Source organism: Psychrobacter sp. FDAARGOS_221 (genome assembly GCF_002313155.2).
GTDB lineage: Bacteria > Pseudomonadota > Gammaproteobacteria > Pseudomonadales > Moraxellaceae > Psychrobacter.
In genome coordinates this window covers 172,502-193,833 of the sequence record NZ_NWFK02000001.1, presented here as the reverse complement: position 1 = coordinate 193,833, position 21,332 = coordinate 172,502, and the positions used below count along the sequence as shown (strand labels likewise).

General features: G+C 41.8%; 15 protein-coding genes. 9 read left to right on the top strand and 6 right to left on the bottom strand.

What is annotated here, in order from left to right; translation table 11 throughout:
• Nucleotides 1–63: 63 nt before the first annotated feature.
• The 3 genes from A6J60_RS00880 to A6J60_RS00870 all read left to right on the top strand — a co-directional run bounded on the left by A6J60_RS00880 (nucleotide 64) and on the right by A6J60_RS00870 (nucleotide 3,096).
• Nucleotides 64–1,752, top strand: coding sequence for a nitrite/sulfite reductase (locus A6J60_RS00880; protein ID WP_096064322.1), 1,689 nt, complete (start codon nucleotides 64–66; stop codon nucleotides 1,750–1,752).
• Complete coding sequence (locus A6J60_RS00875) at nucleotides 1,745–2,338, top strand: DUF934 domain-containing protein (protein ID WP_096064321.1); 594 nt, start codon at nucleotides 1,745–1,747, stop codon at nucleotides 2,336–2,338. The genes A6J60_RS00880 and A6J60_RS00875 overlap by 8 nt, the downstream gene beginning before the upstream one ends.
• Before the next feature lie 128 nt (nucleotides 2,339–2,466).
• Nucleotides 2,467–3,096, top strand: a complete 630-nt coding sequence (locus tag A6J60_RS00870) for a phosphoadenosine phosphosulfate reductase family protein (protein WP_096064320.1) — start codon at nucleotides 2,467–2,469, stop codon at nucleotides 3,094–3,096.
• Between the two features lie 247 nt (nucleotides 3,097–3,343).
• Here the strand turns inward: A6J60_RS00870 and A6J60_RS00865 are convergent, their stop codons facing one another.
• Together A6J60_RS00865 and A6J60_RS00860 are read right to left on the bottom strand one after the other, a co-directional pair.
• Nucleotides 3,344–3,523: a hypothetical protein gene (locus tag A6J60_RS00865; RefSeq protein ID WP_096064319.1), complete on the bottom strand. Its 180-nt coding sequence runs from the start codon at nucleotides 3,521–3,523 to the stop codon at nucleotides 3,344–3,346.
• Nucleotides 3,524–3,710: 187 nt separating this feature from the next.
• Nucleotides 3,711–4,517 carry a hypothetical protein gene (locus A6J60_RS00860; RefSeq protein WP_096064318.1) on the bottom strand — a complete coding sequence of 269 codons (807 nt, stop codon included), beginning with the start codon at nucleotides 4,515–4,517 and terminating at the stop codon, nucleotides 3,711–3,713.
• 265 nt (nucleotides 4,518–4,782) lie between these two features.
• Between A6J60_RS00860 and cysG the strand changes: the two genes are divergently transcribed.
• The gene (cysG, locus tag A6J60_RS00855) at nucleotides 4,783–6,249 is read left to right on the top strand and encodes a siroheme synthase CysG (RefSeq protein ID WP_096064317.1); all 1,467 of its coding nucleotides are present in this window, start codon (nucleotides 4,783–4,785) and stop codon (nucleotides 6,247–6,249) included.
• A gap of 38 nt (nucleotides 6,250–6,287) precedes the next feature.
• Here cysG and A6J60_RS00850 read toward each other — a convergent pair whose 3' ends face one another.
• Complete coding sequence (locus tag A6J60_RS00850; protein WP_096064316.1) at nucleotides 6,288–6,797, bottom strand: hypothetical protein; 510 nt, start codon at nucleotides 6,795–6,797, stop codon at nucleotides 6,288–6,290.
• Between the two features lie 190 nt (nucleotides 6,798–6,987).
• Nucleotides 6,988–8,154 (bottom strand): methyltransferase, encoded by a 1,167-nt coding sequence (locus A6J60_RS00845; protein ID WP_096064315.1) that lies wholly within the window; start codon nucleotides 8,152–8,154, stop codon nucleotides 6,988–6,990.
• Between the two features lie 211 nt (nucleotides 8,155–8,365).
• Here A6J60_RS00845 and A6J60_RS00840 point away from each other — a divergent pair, with 211 nt between their 5' ends.
• The 5 genes from A6J60_RS00840 to A6J60_RS00825 all read left to right on the top strand — a co-directional run bounded on the left by A6J60_RS00840 (nucleotide 8,366) and on the right by A6J60_RS00825 (nucleotide 15,646).
• Nucleotides 8,366–8,911: a DUF3841 domain-containing protein gene (locus tag A6J60_RS00840; RefSeq protein WP_096064314.1), complete on the top strand. Its 546-nt coding sequence runs from the start codon at nucleotides 8,366–8,368 to the stop codon at nucleotides 8,909–8,911.
• Between the two features lie 159 nt (nucleotides 8,912–9,070).
• The gene (locus A6J60_RS00835; RefSeq protein ID WP_096064313.1) at nucleotides 9,071–10,591 is read left to right on the top strand and encodes an exonuclease SbcCD subunit D C-terminal domain-containing protein; all 1,521 of its coding nucleotides are present in this window, start codon (nucleotides 9,071–9,073) and stop codon (nucleotides 10,589–10,591) included.
• Between the two features lie 132 nt (nucleotides 10,592–10,723).
• Nucleotides 10,724–11,296: a hypothetical protein gene (locus tag A6J60_RS00830; protein ID WP_096064312.1), complete on the top strand. Its 573-nt coding sequence runs from the start codon at nucleotides 10,724–10,726 to the stop codon at nucleotides 11,294–11,296.
• 14 nt (nucleotides 11,297–11,310) lie between these two features.
• On the top strand, nucleotides 11,311–11,487 hold the full coding sequence (locus A6J60_RS13345) for a hypothetical protein (RefSeq protein WP_193777994.1): 177 nt from the start codon (nucleotides 11,311–11,313) through the stop codon (nucleotides 11,485–11,487).
• Nucleotides 11,488–11,629: 142 nt separating this feature from the next.
• Nucleotides 11,630–15,646 (top strand): AAA family ATPase, encoded by a 4,017-nt coding sequence (locus A6J60_RS00825; RefSeq protein ID WP_096064311.1) that lies wholly within the window; start codon nucleotides 11,630–11,632, stop codon nucleotides 15,644–15,646.
• Nucleotides 15,647–15,806: 160 nt separating this feature from the next.
• On the opposite strand, the gene A6J60_RS00820 is transcribed toward A6J60_RS00825, so the two are convergent.
• Nucleotides 15,807–16,088, bottom strand: coding sequence for a hypothetical protein (locus tag A6J60_RS00820; RefSeq protein ID WP_096064310.1), 282 nt, complete (start codon nucleotides 16,086–16,088; stop codon nucleotides 15,807–15,809).
• 24 nt (nucleotides 16,089–16,112) lie between these two features.
• On the bottom strand, nucleotides 16,113–20,993 hold the full coding sequence (locus A6J60_RS00815; RefSeq protein ID WP_096064309.1) for an NAD-glutamate dehydrogenase: 4,881 nt from the start codon (nucleotides 20,991–20,993) through the stop codon (nucleotides 16,113–16,115).
• Nucleotides 20,994–21,332: the final 339 nt, after the last annotated feature.

The window sequence follows — 21,332 nt, the reverse complement described above, 5'->3', positions numbered from 1 at the left end:
AAAAACTATAACCCTATGTAGTATAGCCACATGATTCTTTACTGTTAAAAAGGCATCTTTACTATGTATAAATATACTCATGCGGACCAAGCCATGGTTGATGAGCGAGTTGAGCAATTTCGCGATCAGACTCGCCGTTACCTAGCGGGAGAGTTGCCTGAAGAGCAATATTTGCCTCTACGTTTGCAAAATGGCCTATATATCCAGCGCCATGCCCCTATGTTACGTATCGCTGTGCCTTATGGATTAATGGCAAGCTACCAAGTGCGTAAACTGGCAGAGATTACGCGCAAATACGACAAAGGCTATGGTCACTTCACTACCCGTACTAACCTACAATTAAACTGGCCTAAGCTTGAAGAAGTGCCTGATATCTTAGCTGAGCTGGCCTCTGTACAGATGCACGCCATTCAAACCTCAGGTAACTGTATTCGTAACACCACAACTGACCCCTATGCTGGCATTAATGCCAATGAAGTCGAAGACCCTCGCCCTTATTGTGAGATTATTCGTCAGTGGTCAACCTTTCACCCTGAGTTTGCTTTCTTACCGCGTAAGTTCAAAATTGCGGTCATTGGTACTGCAGAAGACCGTGCGGCAACTCAGGTGCACGATATCGGCCTTCATGTTGTCAAAAATGACGAAGGCGAAGTGGGCTTTGAAGTTATCGTGGGCGGTGGTCTAGGCCGTATCCCAGTTATCGGTAAAACCATTCGTGAGTTCTTACCTCGTGAGCACTTATTAAGTTATTTAGACGCTATCTTGCGTGTTTATAACCTTCATGGCCGCCGTGACAGTAAATCAAAGTATAGATCTCGCATTAAGATTCTTGTTGAGAGCTTAGGCACCAGAGAGTTCACAAAGCTGGTCGAAAAAGAGTGGGAAACCTATACCAAAGACGGTGACTTAACACTAACCGAAGAAAACTTTGCGACGGCAAAAAGCTACTTCCCAGAGTTTGATTACGAAAAAGTTGATGAATTAGAAAGCCAATCGCAACTGAAAAAACAGTTTGAAAACAAAGCTTTCGCCGATTGGTATGCTCGCAACACTGTACCGCATAAAGTGGCCGGTTACCGTGCGGTCATCGCCTCATTAAAAGCCGGCCTCGTTGATGGCAAATATGTCCCTGCTGGTGACGTCACTGATGAGCAATTAGACCGCCTAGCAGATTTAGCTGATCAATACAGTTTTGGTGAAATCCGTGGTACGCACCAACAGAACTTAGTGTTTGCCGATGTAAAACAGACTGATCTGTATGCGTTATGGGAAGCGTTAACTGAAATTGACTTGGCACGCCCAAACATTGGTACGTTAACGGACATGATTGTGTGCCCAGGCTTTGACTTATGTTCACTGGCGAACGCCACGACCTTTAACATCGCTGAGCAAATTGAAAAGCACTTTGATGATTTAGATTATCTGTATGATTTAGGCGAAATTAGACTGAATATGTCAGGTTGTGTGAACGCTTGTGCGCATCACCATGTGGCTGATATTGGTATCTTAGGCGTTGATAAAAAAGGTGAGCACTGGTACCAGTTCAGCTTAGGCGGTAGCTCAAAATCAGATACCCGTCTGGGTGAAATCTTAGGTCGCTCTGTTGCAACAGAAGATGTGGCATCAACCTTGCAAAAAGTTTTAGACGTGTATACCCAGCAACGCCATGTTGAGGGTGATATCGCTGAACCATTTGCTGACTTTGTACAACGTGTTGGCATTCAGCCATTTAAGGAGGCGGTATATGGGTAACCACAATATTTTAGATGCTAAAGCGAATGATATTACCGCTGAAGACAGCTGGCAGGCACTGTATACCGCTGAACTGCCAGACGGTATTGCAACCACAACCATTCACTTAGGTGAGTTATTACACAAGCCTGAGCGTCTAGATGTGATCTTGCCTATGTCTGATGTGTTGTCACCACAAGGCCTTCTGACTGAAGCATTGGATTTGATTTCAAATCATGTCAGTCGTGTTGGTCTATGGGCAGATACTGAGATTTCTACTGAACAGCTTGATGCGTTATTAGCTGCTACAGAAGATAAAGAGCATAACCTGCTGAACGCTTTAGATCTTATTGTGTTCTATCAGCCAAAATTTGCTGATGGGCGTACCTTTAGTCAAATCCGTCATTTACGCCATAAAGGCTTTAAAGGTGAGCTGCGTATTGCCGGTCATTTCGGCCGTGACCAAATTGTCTATTTGCAACGTGCTGGTGTGGACACTTTTGTCATCAATGCAGGCGATTTAACTGAAGATATCAAGGTATCTTTTGGCGCATTAGCATCATCTTATGATGGCAGTGTCGCCAGACAGCTACCTATGTTTAGATAGCCTATATTTAGATAGACAGCTGTTTAGATAGGCAGCAGCATTCAACTTAAAAACGTTTAAGATTCGTTTTAACCCGCTACATGTCAAACCAAACAATAGCTTTATATTTTTTATTTTAAGGACTTATTATGACTATCGACATCAATATCGACCAAGCCAACAAAGAACTAGAAAGCAAAACCCCTGAGCAAATCGTTGAGTGGGCATTAGCGAAAGCAGAAAACCCAATCATCACCACTAACTTTCGCCCATATGAGTCAGCTATCTTGCACCTAATTGCCAAGCAAAAGCCAGACATCACTGTATTGTGGGTAGATTCAGGCTACAACACAGACGCTACCTATAAGTTTGCGAACAAGCTAATCAAAGACTTGAACCTAAACGTAGTGACTTATATCCCAAAACAAACCAGCGCACATCGTGATGCAACCTTCAATGGTATCCCAAGCGTAGACAACCCACTACACGCTGAGTTTACTGAGCAAGTAAAACTTGAACCATTTAAGCGTGCTCTTAGTGAGTTAAAGCCTGACGTTTGGTTTAATGCCATCCGTAAAGACCAAACTGAATTCCGCCAAGGTCTTGATGTACTAAGTCAGTCTAAAGATGGTGTTTTAAAAGTTGCGCCTTTATTCTACAAAACTGACAAAGATTTAGACGCCTACCTTGAAGAAAACGATCTACCAAACGAGTTTGACTACTTTGACCCAACCAAAGTAGAAGAAAACCGTGAGTGTGGTCTACATACTCAGCTGTAATTGACGCTTTAAGTGGGCAATAAAACACCTAACATCATTTTTATCGCCTCACTTAATTGACCAAAAAAACACCGCTTAATGTTTTATTAAGCGGTGTTTTTTATTCACTTAGTTTTAGCTATTGAAGATGTAGTATTTAGGTTTAGCATTCAATACTAATCAGTGGTTCAGCTACTTATTATTTAAGCGGTTACTAATTACTTTGATAATCCAGATTTTCACAGTCAATAGCCACTGGCAACATCGCTTAACGTTTGCCACGCTTCATCGGTGCGAATAAGTCAGCTTGACCATGCTTACGCGTATACTCACGCATAAAGGCTCTGACCGCTTGCGAGGCAGTGGTGTCTTGATTGGCGCAGGCATGCTTAAATGAATTTAACAGGTTTTCTTCTACCTTAGCGGTAAATAATTTATCTTTTCCCATAGGACGACTCTCTTTAAGCTATCGATAATAAATTTAAGCCTAGATTAGCTTTTAAACACATCATTTAAAGGCTTAAAATCAGGTATATAAACTGTATATACCTATTATATAATTTTTATATATCATGGCGCAACCCCTTATAAATAAAGACTTTCAGCAGAATGAAAACAGCCAGGCAGTGTTAAATTTAAAACAATCTTTCACAAATTAAGTTATTAGACAGTACAAAATACACTGTCATAAAAGGATAGGCATTGGGTGCTGAGTCAGGTATAGAATCCATATTAAAGCTTGTCAAATTACGAGCTTCTTCATAATCAGAGTCATTTAAAAAATCTTCATAAGCATCGATTAAACCTTGTTGCTCTACTTTATGCTGTAACTCAGGACTTTCAAAATTGTCATTGCCCTCTTCCCGCGCCTGTGCAATCTCATCAACAAAAAAATGATTGAGCATATTTAAGGTATTCTGAGCATCTTCAAAGTCAGACTCATACACATGACCATAAGCAAATAACCTGATATAGCCTTTATAATTTTGCAATTGATTAAGTTTCGATTGGCATTGCAGTAACTCATCATTCTTTGGCTGATTTTGTTTAGACTTTGCCAACTGCTCCTGCTCTTCATTCATAAGGTCTAGAACCCGGTCAATCCTTTGCTGATGATACTCATCTGAATATAAGCCATAAGCGCGTTGATAGATAGCTTCAGCCAGCTGCTTTTGACTCTCATTCAATCGCTCGATATCAAGTGGGCTTTGCTCAACCATAAGATCAAAATAATTAAAGCTCTCATTGCTAGATTGATTAGTCACCTGTTGCTGAAGATTAAGTGACTGTTGAGAATCAGACTTGGCTTGAGCATAGCTAATACTAAGTATCAGTATAACCAGACACAATAATGTCCAGTTTAATAGTTTGCTTGGCAAGCAGTTGTCGATGGACTTAGTACTAACTTTAGAAGTCAGGCTTATCGTCGTTATATTTCGCAAAAGCACTCCTTATCTGATCTTGGCTAGATTCAATTCAATGTATTTAACATCTTACAAAGCTGCTATCAATATCGTAACAGCTCACCAATAGATATACTACTGACTCTTTTTATTAATACTAATTTGTTAGCAATAAACAATCTAATACGCTCAAGTTATCAACCTGTTATGACAATCTTGAATTAAGTAATATCAAATCCTTCCATGCTTGTTGGCGGCTAATACGCCATAATGAGGGCAACTTATAATAAATAGTATACCGATTATGAATACCTTTCCCCTATTTTTTAAATTTACTGACCAGCCGATATTAATTGTTGGCGGCGGTGAAGTAGCTCAGCGTAAAGCAGATTTGCTGTCTCGCGCTGGTGCGCACATTACCATCGTGGCACCACAGATTAGCAATGAGATTCGTGAGCTACTCGGTGAAGACAAACACAGCCTAATTACTGCTGCATATGACAAAAAGTATTTGGCTGGCAAGCGTATTGTCATTGCTGGTACAGATGACGAAGCCTTAAACCATCAAGTGCATGCAGATTGCCAAGCACTCAATATCCCAGTTAACGTGGTCGATACGCCGCCACTGTGTGACTTTATCTTCCCGGCCATTGTCGATAGAAGCCCAATCGTGATTGGGATATCGTCTAATGGTAAGGCGCCCGTGCTTGCCCGTCTAACCCGTGCCCGTTTAGAAACCTTGATTCCACAAGGTTACGGTAAACTAGCCAAATTGGCTGGTGATATGCGTGATGACGTTAAATCAAAGATTCCAACACTTACCGGTCGTCGTCAGTTTTGGGAAAAAGCATTTGAAGGTAAAGTCAGCGAGCTTATGTTTGCCGGTCGTATTTCAGATGCAGAGCAAGCATTAAAGCAACAGCTAGAGCAAACTCATCAGCAGTTATCAAACAAGCACAATGACGATGAGCAAACTAGCACTAAGCCTGTGGGCGAAGTATATATCGTTGGTGCAGGCCCTGGTGATCCAGAACTACTTACCTTTAAGGCGCTACGATTAATGCAGCAAGCAGACATCGTTTATTACGATGCGCTAGTGTCTGATGAAGTGCTGGATTTGTGTCGCCGTGATGCCGATAAAGTATTTGTCGGTAAAAAACGCAGCAATCATGCCGTGGCTCAACAAAACATCAATCAAATGATGATTGACGCTGCTAACTCTGGCAAACGTGTGGTGCGACTAAAAGGCGGTGATCCCTTTGTCTTTGGTCGTGGCGGTGAAGAGATACAGGCCATGCGCGCAGCCAATATCCCTTATCAAGTCGTGCCCGGTATTACCGCAGCTAATGCTGCCGCTTGCTATACAGGCATTCCGCTTACCCATAGGGACCATGCCCAGTCTGTGCGCTTTGTGACAGGGTTTTTAAAGTCTGGCGAGCCCAATCAAGGCTTTGATAGCTTAACCAATCCCAATGAAACCATTGTATTTTATATGGGGCTACACTCATTAGAGCGACTGACCACAGGACTTATGACTGCAGGACGTGATAAAGATACGCCGATTGCCATTGTGTCACATGCCAGCCTACCCACTCAGCAAGTCATGACGGGTACACTGAGCGATATCGTTGCCAAGCATGAGGCCAATCCATTACCAACACCAGCGCTATTAATCGTCGGTGAAGTTGCTAAACTACATGACACTCTAGCCTGGTATGGTGAGCATATTAGCGACACTGATCAGCAAGCGCATGCACTGAACATGGTTTAAAGCTTTAGTTTTAAGAATAAAAAAAGACCCTTTTAAATTCAATTTAAAAGGGTCTTTTTAGGTAACACTAAGCTGCCTAAAATTAAACTACTAACGCCGCCTATGATAGATACCAACATGATAAGCAGTAGCGTATCTTGACTATAATCAATCAATAAATTAAAACTACCGCCTCTAAACATACTTAGCACGCTCAAAATAATATGCGCATACAAAGCGGTGACTATTGCACCAACTGATAATAAATAAAACCACTTAATCGGTTGATTTAAGATTAATCTTAATCTATTAAGGATAAATGCAGTAACGATAGAAGGTATAAGACCGGCTACAATACTATTTAGAATGATAAAGACAAACATATTTAGTATATTCGACGGTGAAATAACTGTAAAACCAAACCACATAATCAGACCGCCAACGAAGCCTCCATACAAGGCAAAAGTCTTTATTAACTTTACTGTTGGATACTCATTTAAGTCAGTATTATTATCTATACTGTCCACAACTAAACTTTGATTAGATTCTGACTGCTCTGATTGTGACATCCTGTCTCCCTATCAACCATAACTAGGTTGTGTTACGTCGGTTACTGGCTAAGTAACCAAAACTATAACCTAGTTATATGGAATCACTATGCAGAAATTAAGAAAAGCCGATGTAGCTTGAACCTTAAATAGTTAATAAAGAAATAGCTTAATAAAGCAGTTTAAAATACAGATATCTTAGTTAAACCTATTACTGCAAACACCACAACGACGTTATTTCAGAACTACGTGCTATAAATAGCGGATCTGTTGCATCTTGGCTTTTGCCATGTGTTGGCTCCGTGTCTAAACGGTATTTGACGGTTAGACCTGCCTCATCTATCCAGCCAAGTAACTCCTCACGAGTACGCAACTTTAAATGCTCAGCTAAATCGGACATAATCAGCCAAATCTCTCCGCCCTCAGCCAAATGCTGTTTTGCCTCATTCAAGAAACCACGTAGCATGGTGCTATTGGCATCATATACGGCATACTCTAATGGCGAGCTCGGCTTTGCAGGTAACCAAGGAGGATTGCAGACAATTAAATCAGCAAGCGGCGCGTCATTTGGAAACAAGTCAGTTTGTTGTAAGGTGACGTTTGATAACTCTAAACGATTTAGATTGTCTTTGGCACAGTCAAGTGCGCGCGGATTTAAGTCCGTCGCAATTATTTGGTTAAACCCACGTTTAGCGAGCACAATAGACAGCAGCCCTGTACCCGTTCCAATGTCATAAGCCACGTTTTTATTAATTGGCAGCGGTGCATCAAACAGCAGCTGCACATATTCCTGACGCGTCGGCGCAAACACGCCGTAATGCGGATGAATAGATAAGCCCAAAGCTTTAACCGGCACGCCTTTTTTACGCCACTGTGCGGCACTGATTGCGCCTTGCAAATCACGGAATGACAATACGCAAGGCTCATCCATTTCACCAAACGCAGCAGTGCAAGCAGCGCTCACATCAGGTGCACGGCGTAATTGACTAACATACCCTGCATCTAACTGAAGTAGCAGTCGACCTAGTATTCTAGAGCGTTGGCTTTGCGCCAATCGGTTTTTATGAAAAAGCTCTGGGAACTCTTCTTGGTTATTCGTATCAGTATTTGATTTAGCGGCTTTGCTCAAACGACGCTGCTGGGTTCTATCAATACGGCGCTTTATGGCTTGCAATAATTGCTTAGCGTTATGAAAATCACCGCGCCATAACATAGATGTGCCCGCATTGGCTAGACGATAGGCTTCATTGGCTGTCGTGGTATCGTCAATAATAACGATACGCTTAGGCACTTCATAACCACTTTGAGATAACCAGCGTGCCTGTTGCTCAATCCCATTTTCTTGCCATTGTACATACTGCTTTGTTGTTTGTAACACGAGCTACCCTTTTGTTTGCAAATACTTTTTTGATGCTTAACCATCTAATAAGTTGCTATCATACACTAAAGCATACCAGCCTGCGCTATTAGCGTGCTTTCGCTTTATAATCAAGCGCATATTAAGCGTCCAAGCAAACCTAAATCCAACCTTTTGTTTATCAATAATATATCTAAAATACTTATTACCAATCCCATTATGAGTGCTGAAAATGAAACTTTGGTCTATTAGAACTCTCGACGAGCTAGACATTCTATTAAGTGGTCAGCCGTTAAGAACCGATCCTGATAAAGTAGATAAGGACCGTAAACAGGCTTATCGATGGATTGCAAAACAGTTGGCAAACAAGGTCTCACCGCCGCAAGGTGTTGAGTATCCTATTTGGGTATGGCGATATTGGGAAGGCAAACACAGAGCGAAGCCTGATTTAAGAGCTGGCGGGCATGTTCAGAGAGGATGTAAAGCTGTTAGGATTGAGTTAGATATTTCCTCTGATAAAGTGCTGCTCAGTGACTTTGATAGCTGGCATGCGGTGCTAAACAATCATCACCTCTCACACACCGATGCCGAGTATGAGTATTACGAGCAGTATGAAGCACAGGAAAAAGATGCAAACTTACTCAAAAAAAGTAAAGAAGCCACTTGGCTTAAGATTTTTTCGATAGAAGATCTACCAGATGATTGGGCAGTACAAGGCGTTACTTGGGAAATTCTGCCTGAACATATAGTGAATTATAAAGTCTTCACAGGTCGTTAATTTAGGGCGCGCCCTAATAAAGAGTCAGTAGCCAAAAGCGAGACTGGTAAATTGCCATTTATGGTATGATTAATTAACTCCCATTCAATGATAAGCTACTTTTAAATCACTTATTGATTAAGCCATTTTCTTAATTATTTACGCGTTGTAATAACCTCTATGTCTAAGTCTACCGAACTGTCTGCCGCTGCCAAGCCCTTAACCATTTTACATACCTCAGACTGGCATCTGGGTCGCCGTCTATATGGTCAATTACGCTACGAAGAATTTGAAGCGTTTTTAGCATGGCTGACCAAAACCATTGAGCAGTATCAAGTCGATATACTTATTGTCGCTGGTGATATCTTTGACACCATGACGCCGAGTAATAGAGCACAAGCGCTCTACTACGAATTTTTGGGTTTAATTTCCAGCCTACACTGCGACCACGTTGTGATAGTCGCTGGTAACCATGACTCCCCAACCTTTTTGGACGCGCCAGCCAATGTCTTAAAGTTTTTGAATGTGCATGTGATTGGTACTGCTTGTGATGATATTGCTGATGAAGTACTGGTATTAAAGAGCAAGTCTGGCGAACCTCAGTGCATCATAGCCGCTGTGCCCTACCTACGTGACCGTGATGTGCGTAATACGCAAGCGGGCGAATCAGGCGCAGATAAAGACGCCAATTTACTGGCAGGTATCCGTGAGCACTATGCGCAAGTGGCTGATATTGCCAAAGACAAACAGGCAGAGCTAAATGCTCAATCTCAGCGTCATATTCCTATTATTGCGACCGGTCATTTATTCGCCGCTGGCGGCACAACGACAGAAGATGACGGTGTGCGTGACCTATATGTCGGTAATTTGGGCAAAATCTCTGCTGATACCTTTGATGACGGTTTCGATTATGTGGCACTGGGTCACTTACATGTCCCGCAGAAAGTCGGCGGCTCCGACACCATTCGTTATAGTGGTTCACCCATTGCAATGGGCTTTGGTGAAGCAAAACAGACCAAGCAGGTGTTGTTGGTGCAATTTGGCGAGCAGTTAGATGACTTTAGTGAAGCTAGTGAACTTTCAGGTGTTGAAGGCTCTCTTAGCACTTCTGTCACGCCTGTAGTTAGCAACACTGTCAAAGACGATCCCCCATTTACGCCCGACTTATTCGATAGCCTACCCTCTGACATTGCTGAAGACAATGGCACCGATGATAATGTCGTACAAGATAGTTTAATTAATATCGATAAAGATAATCAGCCAACAAAAAACTTGTACAAAAACTCTGATAACTCAATGCAAGTTGTTTCTGTCACTGTGCCTTGTTTTCAACACTTGATGCACATATCTGGTGAGCTTCAAGAAATTTTAAATGCATTAACTGCATTGCCTACAGATAAGCCCATATGGATTGAAGTGGAATATGCTGGCAATGAGATTGTTAGCGATTTACGCGAGCAAATTAATAGCGTAGTAGCCGACACTCCTTTACAGGTACTCAAGATTCGTAATAACCAAGTACGTGATAAAGTCCTTAAATCACAAGTGGCGCACGAAACGCTGCAAGACTTAGATGAGATGGAAGTCTTTGAGCGCTGTTTGGCAGCGAATGATGTCGCTGAGTCACAGCGTCCAAGCTTGCGCGAGGCCTATGCTCAAATTGTCCATGATATTCATCATGAAGATAAACGGGCGTTATAAATTATGAAATATATATGATTTCTTATGTGATACTGCAAGAATTATCCTACCCGCCAAACTTATATCTATCAAATAGTTGCGTATAACTTATCATAGACGTTGAACTACAAAAACATCCTTAAGGAAAAAGGTATGCTATTTAATGAAGTTATTGAACGAATGAATATGTTTACTGTTTCAGCGGTTAGAACTTCAGACTTGGCAATTGCTGGCAGAAAAATGATGAATTGGGATAAGCAAGCATGGTCTACACCTCCTTGCTTAGTTACAGCAGGTAACAAACCAGATTTAGATGAAAACTTACTCCCATTAATTCATTCTTTATCTATTGAAATGAGCAAAACTATTGGTTTAGTATTAGGAAATCCCGAATCCTGCGAATTCAAAGAAAACGGTGGGGTACCTTTTGGAAATGAAAAAGACTTTATGCCTATAGAACATATTATTGGTACACAAATAATATTATATAATTATTGCCTCCTTGAAGCATATGAGTTCTTTCTTTATAGCGATATTCTAGAGAAAAACCATGACAAGTTTATGGAGGAAAAATTTACGCTCAATGATATTTTGAGAAGAGGTTCTGATAAATTACTTGCTGGGATTATTGAGCGTGAACAAAACAAGTATGAAAGAATGGGTGTACGTAATAGAATTAAATCTTGGTCTAAATTTGATATTGAACCGATATCCGAAAGTGGATAGAGATTTACGAAACAATGTCAGATATACGTAATACACTTACTCATGAAGCACTTTCAGATAATGTGGATTTGAAAGAAGCTATTAATTTTTTCCATCATGCACGTCTAGTGGTCAAAGAACTTGCCTATCATTTTAATGATGCTAGCATTGAACTATGTAAAACTCCTTGGCATGACTTCCCTGAAATTTGACTGTATTCATAACGAATAGCCTTAGTTGAATCAATTATACTAACCTTGCCTCGAAGGAACGGTTTAGCCCCGATTGAAGTAGTAAAGTGGGAATAGCTTCAGACTTTATCTATTTCATCATAAATTTAATAAGACTTAAGCCATGCGACTGATTGAATTACGACTAAAAAACCTAAACTCTCTTAGAGGCGAATGGCACATCGACTTTACCGATGAGGCGTATGTCAACGAGGGTATCTTTGCCATTATCGGGCACACTGGGGCTGGAAAGACCACTATTTTGGATGCGATTTGTTTGGCTTTGTATGGTGAAACGCCGCGTCTTGGCAAGATGACTGGGTCTTATAACGAGGTCATGTCGCGTCAAACAGGCGAGTGTTCGGCTGAAGTCGTCATTGATGTGAATGATGTCCACTATCGTTGCTTCTGGCAACAGCGCCGTGCCTATGGCAAGCCAGATGGTAATTTAGGTCCGATAACTCACGAGCTTGCACTTGCTAGCGATCATAATGGTCAAAAGGCGGGTACCATTCTTGAGGAAAAAGCCACATTAACCAAAGCGAGAATTGTCGATTTAATCCGTATGGATTTTGACCAGTTCACTCGCTCTATCCTGCTTGCACAAGGTAGTTTTGCAGCGTTTCTCAAGGCTGACACTGGTGAACGTGCCGATATTTTAGAGAAAATTACCGGTACTGATATCTACGCGACCATCTCTAAGCAAGTGCATGAGAAACGACGAGAAGAAGAGTCGAAGCTTGACGCACTGCAAGCCAAGCTACAAGGATTAGAGCTTTTAGATAAAGAGACTGAAACTGAATTAAATCAGCAGCTTAAAGACAACAACGCTCAATTGGTTGATAAGCGTAAAACAGTTGCCAAGCTAGATGAGCAACTAAAATGGATTCATGAGATTGAACAGCTGACACAGCAGATTGCTCAGCTTAAAACGGATGAAAAATCAGCGATTGAAGCAAAAGCTGCTTTTACTGAGGATGCTATACGGCTTAATAATGCCAATAAAGCATTAGAAGTTGAGAGTCTTTATACTCAAGTGCGTAGTTTGCGTGAATCAAAACATAAGCTGGCTCAAGAGCAGACGCATAAATCACAGCAAATCCCTGCCTTAAAACAACAACTGACAGAGCAGCAGCAGCAAGTAACCCAAGCACAGCAGAATGAAAAACTGGCTGAAAAAAGCTTGAACGATACTTTGCCTGTCATTGATCAAACACGCGAGCTTGATAATAAAATCAGTCAGCAACAGATCACGCTCAAGCAGCAACAAGACTTACAGCAAACCCATCAACAAAGCTTATCTGACTATAATAAGCAGTTAGAGAAATACATATCTAATAAAAATGATACGCAGCAAAAGCTCAATGACATCAATAACTACCTACATAAAAACGAGCATCATCAAAAGCTTAATGTTGATATAAGCACCTTAGACGCGCTCGGACAGAGTATCAAAGCACAGATAAAAGACAACTACGCACAATATCAGCAGCAGCAACTCAAAGAACAAGATAATATTAAGCTCTCGAATCAGCTTAAACAGCTTCAAGATAAGCTTCAAACCAATCAAAAGCGATACGATGGCAAACTGGCTCAGCTGGCTGAAGTAAAACAACAGCAAGATGCCTTACTACAAGGTCAACCCCTGGCTAAGTTCCGTGAGCAGCTACAGCATATTGATGCAACCAATTCACAGCTAACAAGTATTCATCAGCAACTTGAAACCGTCAAAGAATTAGCGACTAACATCGATTCTGAAAAGTCTGCATCTACTAAACTCACCACAGATATCGAGAACCTAAAAAAAGTAATTGCTAGTACCAATAAAGAACTTGAAGCACTTGCTAGGAATAAACAAGACAAACAGGATCAGATTGAACAGCAGCAGAAAATTATAGAGCTTGAAGCTAAACTTGAAGATTACATTGAGCTATTGGAGCAGAATCAACCCTGCCCGCTTTGTGGTTCTACTGAGCATCCAAATGCTGGGCACAAGCCGTCGGATACAAGCGAGCAGCATGCCAAGCTGAATCAATTAAAAGAAACGCTTAATCAGATTGATACGCAAATCAATACAGCTAAAAGTAAGCTAGATACTGATAAGCTTTCGTTCAACACCACAGAATATAAACTGAACCAAACCCAGTCACAATTAACCCAAACAGTGCAGCGCCTTCATGGCGCACTGACTCACATACGTGAGCATACAGAGTCCTTAAACGCTCAAATAGGTAGCGCACCCACTAGCGTACAACAGCTGATTAATGGCGCTGTTAATACAGCATCTAACAATACTTCTAATGCAAGTGTGGTGACTGATTTAGATCAATTAATTACCTTCATTAATAGTACGCCAGCTGATGAGCGACTAGATGAGTTGCTGTCAATCTGCAAGTCTGTAGCTGACACTATTTATCAAACCCAGCAAGCACTGCAACAACAAAAGCAGCACATTAATGTATCCTTAGATCAGCAGGATGAGCTGACTAAGCAAATAGCTGATATTAAGCAAGACATAAAGTCTATTGCAGACAACAATCAACAGCTTGTTATGGATAATAAAGATATTGAAGCCAAGCAACAGCTGAATCAGCAACGCATTGATCAGATTAAAAACGCAATGTCACAAGGGTTTGACTCATTATGCTCGGGATTAGAGCAACTTCAGCAGTTAATCAAACGCTATACAGATAGCTCAGTAGATCCCAATCCAGTAGGTGACAGCCCAGTAGATAACAATTCACCCCAGAACATATCAGGCGGTGAACAGGCCCTCAAACAACTCATACACTGTATTGATAAGCAGCGTTATTTGGATGATGAAGAATGCCAAGAGTCTTTACAGCCTTTGCGTGAGTTGCGTCAATCAATGAAGACACTGAATGAAAGGTACTTAGAGCAAATCTCTTTGCAACAGAAGCTGTCTGCACAGGTGCAAACCTTAGAGACTCAAATTGAGAATACGGAGTCCCTAATTGAAAAAGAACAAAGTTCTCTACACTCGTTATCTGAGGAGATAAAACAGCAGTCTAATCAGCTGACGCAAATGCAAACCGAACGCCGTGACTTGTTTGGCGATAAGCAGGTAAATATTGAAGAAAATAAACTACGCGCAGCGCTAGATACTGCTAAAAGTCAGCTTAGCCAACTGCGTGAGCATTATAGCAACAGCCAGCACCGATTAAACAGTGTCGAGGCAGATGCTCAGCGTATACAAACTCAGCTGTCTGAATTAGAAACCAATCTTGCTGAACAAGAACACACATTCATCTCGCAATTAGGCACACTTCAGTTTGATTCTGAAGCGTCGTTTGTGGCCGCTCGCCTCCCTAAAGAAGAGCGTGATGCCCTTAATCAAAAGCAGCAGCAGATTAATAATGCGCTAACCTATGCGCAAACAACATTAAAAACGAATGAGCAACTGCTAAAACAGAAAACCGATAATCCTCAGACTACGGATTCTAAAGAGGATTTACAGCAGCAGCTACAGCAGCAACAAAGCTTGGTCGATACGCTCATTGAGCAAGTTGGCGCTATCACTCAACAGCTGAAAGCCAATGAAGACCGTAAAGGTCAACAGCAGTCTCAGCTTGATGAGATTGATAAACAAAAAGAAAAGCTTAAAGTCTGGCGTGAGCTACACTCACTTATCGGCTCAAGTGATGGTAAGAGATACCGCACGTTTGCTCAGGGTCTTACCTTTGAGATTATGGTCAGTAACGCCAACACACAGCTACAAAAAATGAGCGACCGTTACGTGCTGGTTCGTGATGAAGAAAATCCGCTTGAGCTCAATGTGATTGATGACTATCAAGGCGGTCAGATACGCAGTACCAAAAACCTGTCTGGCGGTGAAGGCTTCTTGATTAGTCTGGCTTTAGCACTCGGTTTATCAAATATGGCCAGCCAAAACATTCGAGTTGATTCATTGTTCTTGGATGAAGGCTTTGGTACGCTGGATGAAGACTCGCTGGATGTGGCACTTAGCACCCTGACTAACTTACAACAAGAAGGTAAATTAATCGGTATCATCTCGCATGTACAGGCACTAAAAGACAGAATCCATACTCAAATTAGAGTGGATAAACTCTCAGGCGGCTATAGTAAAATCAGTGGACCGGGATGTTCTGCTAAAGTTTAAGCACTTAAAGAATAAAATTAACGATATGATATTGAGGAGTCAAAGTATGCGATTGTCTTCACTATCTAATCAATCTGAAACACTAGCACAAATTCTCAGCAACGAAAAAGCCACGCTATAAATATAGCGTGGCTTTTTTAAATTAAACTATTAAGCGGTTCTACTGACTACTGTTAACCACAGCTGTTTGACGATCAGTCAATGGGTTTGAACTTACTGGATTGCCATTGCCAGTTACTTGATTGCCACTTGCTTGATTCAATGGCGTTATACCACTTTGGTCAACTTGATTAGAATGCTGTTCGCTCACAAGAGCATTAGCCGTGCTTTCAACCTGATCGCTAACGTCTTTATCGTTATAAACCAAGCTAGCACCAAGAATACCCAATACGCCAAAAGTAAAAATAACGGCAAACTTTTCTTGAAGTTTTAATCGTTGCATTATAAATCCTTTAACTGAAATCAATTATTCAGAAATTAGCTTGTTCATCTCACTAATCATCACTGACAGCACAGATAAGCTTACTTGCTCTGGTTTTAATTCAGACATTTGATCTGCCATTAACTGTGTCGCTTGCTTATGTGTCTGCTGCCACTGTTTCAAACTGGCCGCCGCATCAGATTGTGATAACAGCTTATTCATCATCTGACGTAGGCTGCGTGTCAGCTCATTTAACAAGGCATAACGAGCACGTCTGTCCCAATGATTTTGCTGCGGTAACAGATCAACATGATGCATAAACCAGTCAATATTTAGGTTTTGATACACCTCAAAGTATAAGCTCGCTATTTGAGCAACGGGGCGATCATATTGCTCAGCCAACAGCTCTGTATCCAAGGCATCAATCGCATAAGGCAGTATCGCAAAGCTTTGCGCCTGTTCAGCTGACAATCCTAACTCAGTAAAGTGAGTCACTTCTTGCTCAAGATGCGCCTTAAATTGACGGGCGATGATTCCTTGCGGTGCTATCAACTCTGCCACGCCTTGCTTAAAGCGTTCAATGGTATCTGCTACTTGCATATCAGAGCCAAAGGCGTTGACTAGCCACACAATACCTTGCTCAAGCGCAGCACGCACTCTGACTTCAAGCTGCAGCAGACTATTGGCATCAACCTGATTGTCTAAAGATTCAAGAATCTGCCAATTATCACTGACTTCAAACAAATCTCTAACAACCGCATAACTTCTTATCAAAGTAGCAACGTCCTGATTAGTCTCTTCAAATAGGCGGAAAATAGCTTCGATGCCCAAGCGATTAACCACACTGTTGGTCAGATAAGTACTGATAATCTCACGATGCAGACGATGACGGGTCATCTCTGTAAAGAATTGACTGACCAGCGCATCTGGGAAGTATTTGCGTAGCTCATTGACGAAATAAGGATCGTCAGGCAAATCAGACTCTAATAACTGCTCATACACCCACATCTTACCGTAAGCCAGTATCACAGCCAGCTCTGGACGGGTCATACCCAATCCTGCCTGCCTGCGCTGCTCAATAACTTCATCGCTAGGTAAGAACTCAATGGCTCTGTCTAAGCGGCCTTCTGCTTCTAAGTAGTCGATAATGCGTTTATGGTCAGTTAAGTTCTCTGCACCGTCTAGATGGCTTAATTCAAGCGCTTGCGGTTGCAGATAGTTTTGACGTAATACCAACTCAGCAACTTCGTCGGTCATACTTTTTAACAGCTCATTACGCTGTTTTAGGGTCATATCACCCTGCTCAACGACTTTACCTAATAAGATCTTGATATTGACTTCATGGTCGGAGCAGTTTACGCCGCCTGAGTTATCAATCGCATCGGTATATAGATGACCGCCCTCATTTTCAGGGCCGCCATATAAAGCGTATTCAATACGGCCTTGCTGGGTACAACCTAGGTTACCGCCTTCGCCAAATACTTTAGCGCGAATGTCTTCACCATTGACACGGACCGCATCATTGGCACGATCGCCCACATCAGCATGGCTCTCATCACCGCTTTTAACATACGTACCGATACCGCCATTCCAGATAAGATCAACCGGAGCAGTGAGTAGTCGACTGATTAGCTCATTTGGGGTTAGGCTATCCTCAGCAATATCGAATGCCTGCTTCATCTCATCAGTGATCGTGATGGACTTATCCGCGCGTGAGAACACACCGCCACCTTGGCTAATTAATGACTTTTCATAATCATCCCAAGTTGAGCGTGGCAGGTTAAACAGACGCTCACGTTCTGCATAAGAGGCTTGAGTATCAGGATTTGGATCAATGAAAATATGCAAATGGTTGAACGCTGCCTGCAGCTTGATATGCTTCGATAACAGCATACCATTACCAAATACATCACCGCTCATATCGCCAATACCAACTACGGTAAAGTCGTCTTTATTTTGGATATCTAAGCCAAGCATTCTAAAATGCCGCTTCACTGATTCCCAAGCACCGCGAGCAGTAATGCCCATGGCTTTGTGGTCATAACCGACTGAGCCACCTGATGCAAAGGCATCATCAAGCCAGAAGCCATATTCAGCGGCTACGCCATTGGCGATATCGGAGAAACTGGCCGTACCCTTATCAGCAGCCACAACCAGATACGGATCATCTTCATCATGACGTACGGTATTATTAGGGTGTACTACTTCACCATCAACCAAGTTATCGGTCACATCGAGCATACCGCGTAAGAAGGTTTGATAGCAGGCAATACCTTCTTTTTGGAACGCTTCTCGGCCATCAGCAGGGGTTTTTTGTTTAACAATAAAACCGCCTTTGGAACCGACCGGCACAATAACCGCGTTCTTCACCATCTGTGCTTTTACCAGACCCAACACTTCGGTACGGAAATCTTCCATACGATCTGACCAGCGTAAGCCGCCACGCGCGACTTTACCGCCACGTAAGTGAATCGCTTCAACGCGCGGTGAGTAAACAAAAATCTCAAACATAGGCTTAGGTTTAGGTAAGTTTGGAATTTCACTGGCTGCAAACTTAAACGACAAGCGATCTTTGCGATTACCCTCATCATCACGTTGATAGTAGTTGGTACGTAACAGCGCATTAATAACATCCAAATACCAGCGTAATATCCTATCTTCATCTAAGCTTTCGACATTCACTAGCGCTGCTTTTAACTGATCTTGGCAGGCCTTGGTTTTTTGTGAGCGTTGCTGCGAATCATGCTCTGGGTTCATGCGCGCATCAAACAAGTCAGCAATCATTACCGCAATATCACTATTTTTGACCAAGGTTTGCTGAATATATTGACTCGAAAATGGCGCTTTGGCTTGCAGTATATAACGCATCAATGCACGCAGCATCACTACTTCGAAGGTTTCAAGACGCGTGGTTAATACCAGCTCATTAAGCGAGTCACTTTCTACACGCCCTGCCCAGATTTGAGATAAGCTGTCTTCAAACTGCTCACGCACCACCGACAAATTGATTGGGTTGGTATGGCGCTGAGTTAATTGATACTCTTGTAACCACAATGGCTGATCTGCCACATCAAAGGTATAGGTCTGAGCCGAGATAACAGAAACACCAAAATCTTCAAGTATTGGCAGGATTTTGGATAAAATGGTTGGCTCATTTTGACCATATAACTTTAAGTGCAACTGATTGCTTTCATCACCGGTTGATTGATACAGCTTCCATATCATCGGCTGGCTATCAGTCAGGCTAGCTAAGCGCTTGGTATCGACCACAGCGGTACGCACATCAAAGCGCTCTTGATAAGCGGCTGGAATCACTTGCAAATATCGCTTTAATAATAGATTGGCTTGCTGTTCGCCAAGCGCCTCTAACATCACTTGCTGATACTGGTCACGCCAGTCTTGCATCAGATCATTTAACTCATCTTCTAATTGCGCTAAGTCAACGCTATTGACTTGACCTGGCTCAGTACGCACATGCACATGTACGCGGGCATGATACGACTCATTAAACTCAGTGGTAAATCCTGAAGAGGTGCCATTAAAGGCATTGACCAAGGCTTGCTGTACTTTTAGACGAGTATTGGTATTGAACTTATCACGCGGGATATATACCAAGCACGAAACAAAACGCTGGTAATGATCGACTCGGCTAAACAGACGCAGTCTAGTCTTATCTTTTAATTGAGCGATACCAGAAACAATGGGATACAGCTCATCAATACTGGCCTGGAATAAGTCATCACGCGGCAAGCTATTAATGATGTGCATGTATTTATGATAGTTATAGCCATTTTTAGGAAAATCAGCGCGCTCCATTATCTTATTGGCTTTTTCACGTAATAACGGAATTTGCTGCACGCTTAATTGATAGGCTTGTGAGGTTAGCAGACCAATAAAGCGATATTCACCTACCAAATGACCTTCAGCATCATATTTATGAATACCCAAAAAGTCCATATATACCGGACGATGAATCGGTGACAGCTGACTAGATTTTGACAATAACACCACGCGTGGCATGGTCATCAGCGCTTTTAATCGATCAGGCAATTGGGCAAAACTTCTAGATGGCGTGTCTTCTGAGACATCATTTAACAGTCCTAAACCACTATTACCGACCGCTATGAGATTGATATTTTTTGCGTTGTCTGGGTCAGCAGCTGTTTCTGTCTGATGGGCAGCGCCTTCAATACGATACTCTCTAAAACCTAAGAAAATAAAGTTATCAGCAGCAATCCATTGTAAAAAGTCTCTAATTTCTTGCTTGCTGTGATAGACCTCTGGCACTTTAACATGCTCTAGATCTTGTTGGATTTGATTTAGTCTATCTTGCATGGCCTGCCAATCACCAACCACGGTATCTAAAGTGGCAATCTTGGCCTTAATAACTGCTGATAGTGCTTCAAGTGTCTCGGTATCAGTGCGCTCTATCTCACAATGCACCAATGAAAAATAGCGACTGTCACTGTCTTGCACCTCATTAATTTGAATCACTTTACCATCGTCATCACGCGCCACATCGATAATGGTATTGTGAATTCGACGTACCTCTAAGCCCTCGCCTTCAATGCACATGGTCAAGGTATCGACTAAAAAGGGTCGGTTATAAGCGACCAATTGCAGCACGCTATGGCTACTGTGAAAATGCTGCTCTTCAACGGTAGGATTTAATAAACGTAGTACAGGCTGATTGTCTTGATAAGATTTTAATAACACAAAGTGATGCAGCGCCATGCCTGCCAAATCTGCATCAGATTGTTTATCAGCTACTCTGACATCAAGGTTTCGATAGTAAGTGGTTATAAATTGTTGAACCAGCGGTTTGTCTTGTTGATTACTAAGATAATCACTGGCGATGTTGCTGATGGTCTCAAGACGCTCAGCGCTTACGAAAAATGTTTTTACTGCATTGGCTTCCGTAGTCATAACAGATCCTTTTTATTATTGGTTTTATTTTTTGATACGATTTAAATTATTCATTTTAAAATTTGTTATTTTAAAGTGCTATGCTTATGATTTTAGGCTTACGATATTAATTTATAAAGACAATACTTGCTTTTAAAGACAATATTGACTTTAAAAGCAAGTGTCTAAGTTAGTGTCTAAGTTATTGCAATTAACAGCATCACTTGTGCTTTATCGTTTATCGCTTATAATTTAGCGACCATCATTAGAGTTTACCCTTTGTTCAGCATATACTAAAGGGCTGAGTGCTCTGCATACAATGTTTCATCAATCCCCTACTCAGTTATAATTATTAGTCAG

Coding starts and splice junctions, on each gene's coding strand:
- A6J60_RS00880 (WP_096064322.1), top strand. CDS start 64: ATGTATAAATATACTCATGCGGACCAAGCCATGGTTGATGAGCGAGTT.
- A6J60_RS00875 (WP_096064321.1), top strand. CDS start 1,745: ATGGGTAACCACAATATTTTAGATGCTAAAGCGAATGATATTACCGCT.
- A6J60_RS00870 (WP_096064320.1), top strand. CDS start 2,467: ATGACTATCGACATCAATATCGACCAAGCCAACAAAGAACTAGAAAGC.
- A6J60_RS00865 (WP_096064319.1), bottom strand. CDS start 3,523: ATGGGAAAAGATAAATTATTTACCGCTAAGGTAGAAGAAAACCTGTTA.
- cysG (WP_096064317.1), top strand. CDS start 4,783: ATGAATACCTTTCCCCTATTTTTTAAATTTACTGACCAGCCGATATTA.
- A6J60_RS00850 (WP_096064316.1), bottom strand. CDS start 6,797: ATGTCACAATCAGAGCAGTCAGAATCTAATCAAAGTTTAGTTGTGGAC.
- A6J60_RS00840 (WP_096064314.1), top strand. CDS start 8,366: ATGAAACTTTGGTCTATTAGAACTCTCGACGAGCTAGACATTCTATTA.
- A6J60_RS00835 (WP_096064313.1), top strand. CDS start 9,071: ATGTCTAAGTCTACCGAACTGTCTGCCGCTGCCAAGCCCTTAACCATT.
- A6J60_RS00830 (WP_096064312.1), top strand. CDS start 10,724: ATGCTATTTAATGAAGTTATTGAACGAATGAATATGTTTACTGTTTCA.
- A6J60_RS13345 (WP_193777994.1), top strand. CDS start 11,311: ATGTCAGATATACGTAATACACTTACTCATGAAGCACTTTCAGATAAT.
- A6J60_RS00825 (WP_096064311.1), top strand. CDS start 11,630: ATGCGACTGATTGAATTACGACTAAAAAACCTAAACTCTCTTAGAGGC.
- A6J60_RS00820 (WP_096064310.1), bottom strand. CDS start 16,088: ATGCAACGATTAAAACTTCAAGAAAAGTTTGCCGTTATTTTTACTTTT.
- A6J60_RS00815 (WP_096064309.1), bottom strand. CDS start 20,993: ATGACTACGGAAGCCAATGCAGTAAAAACATTTTTCGTAAGCGCTGAG.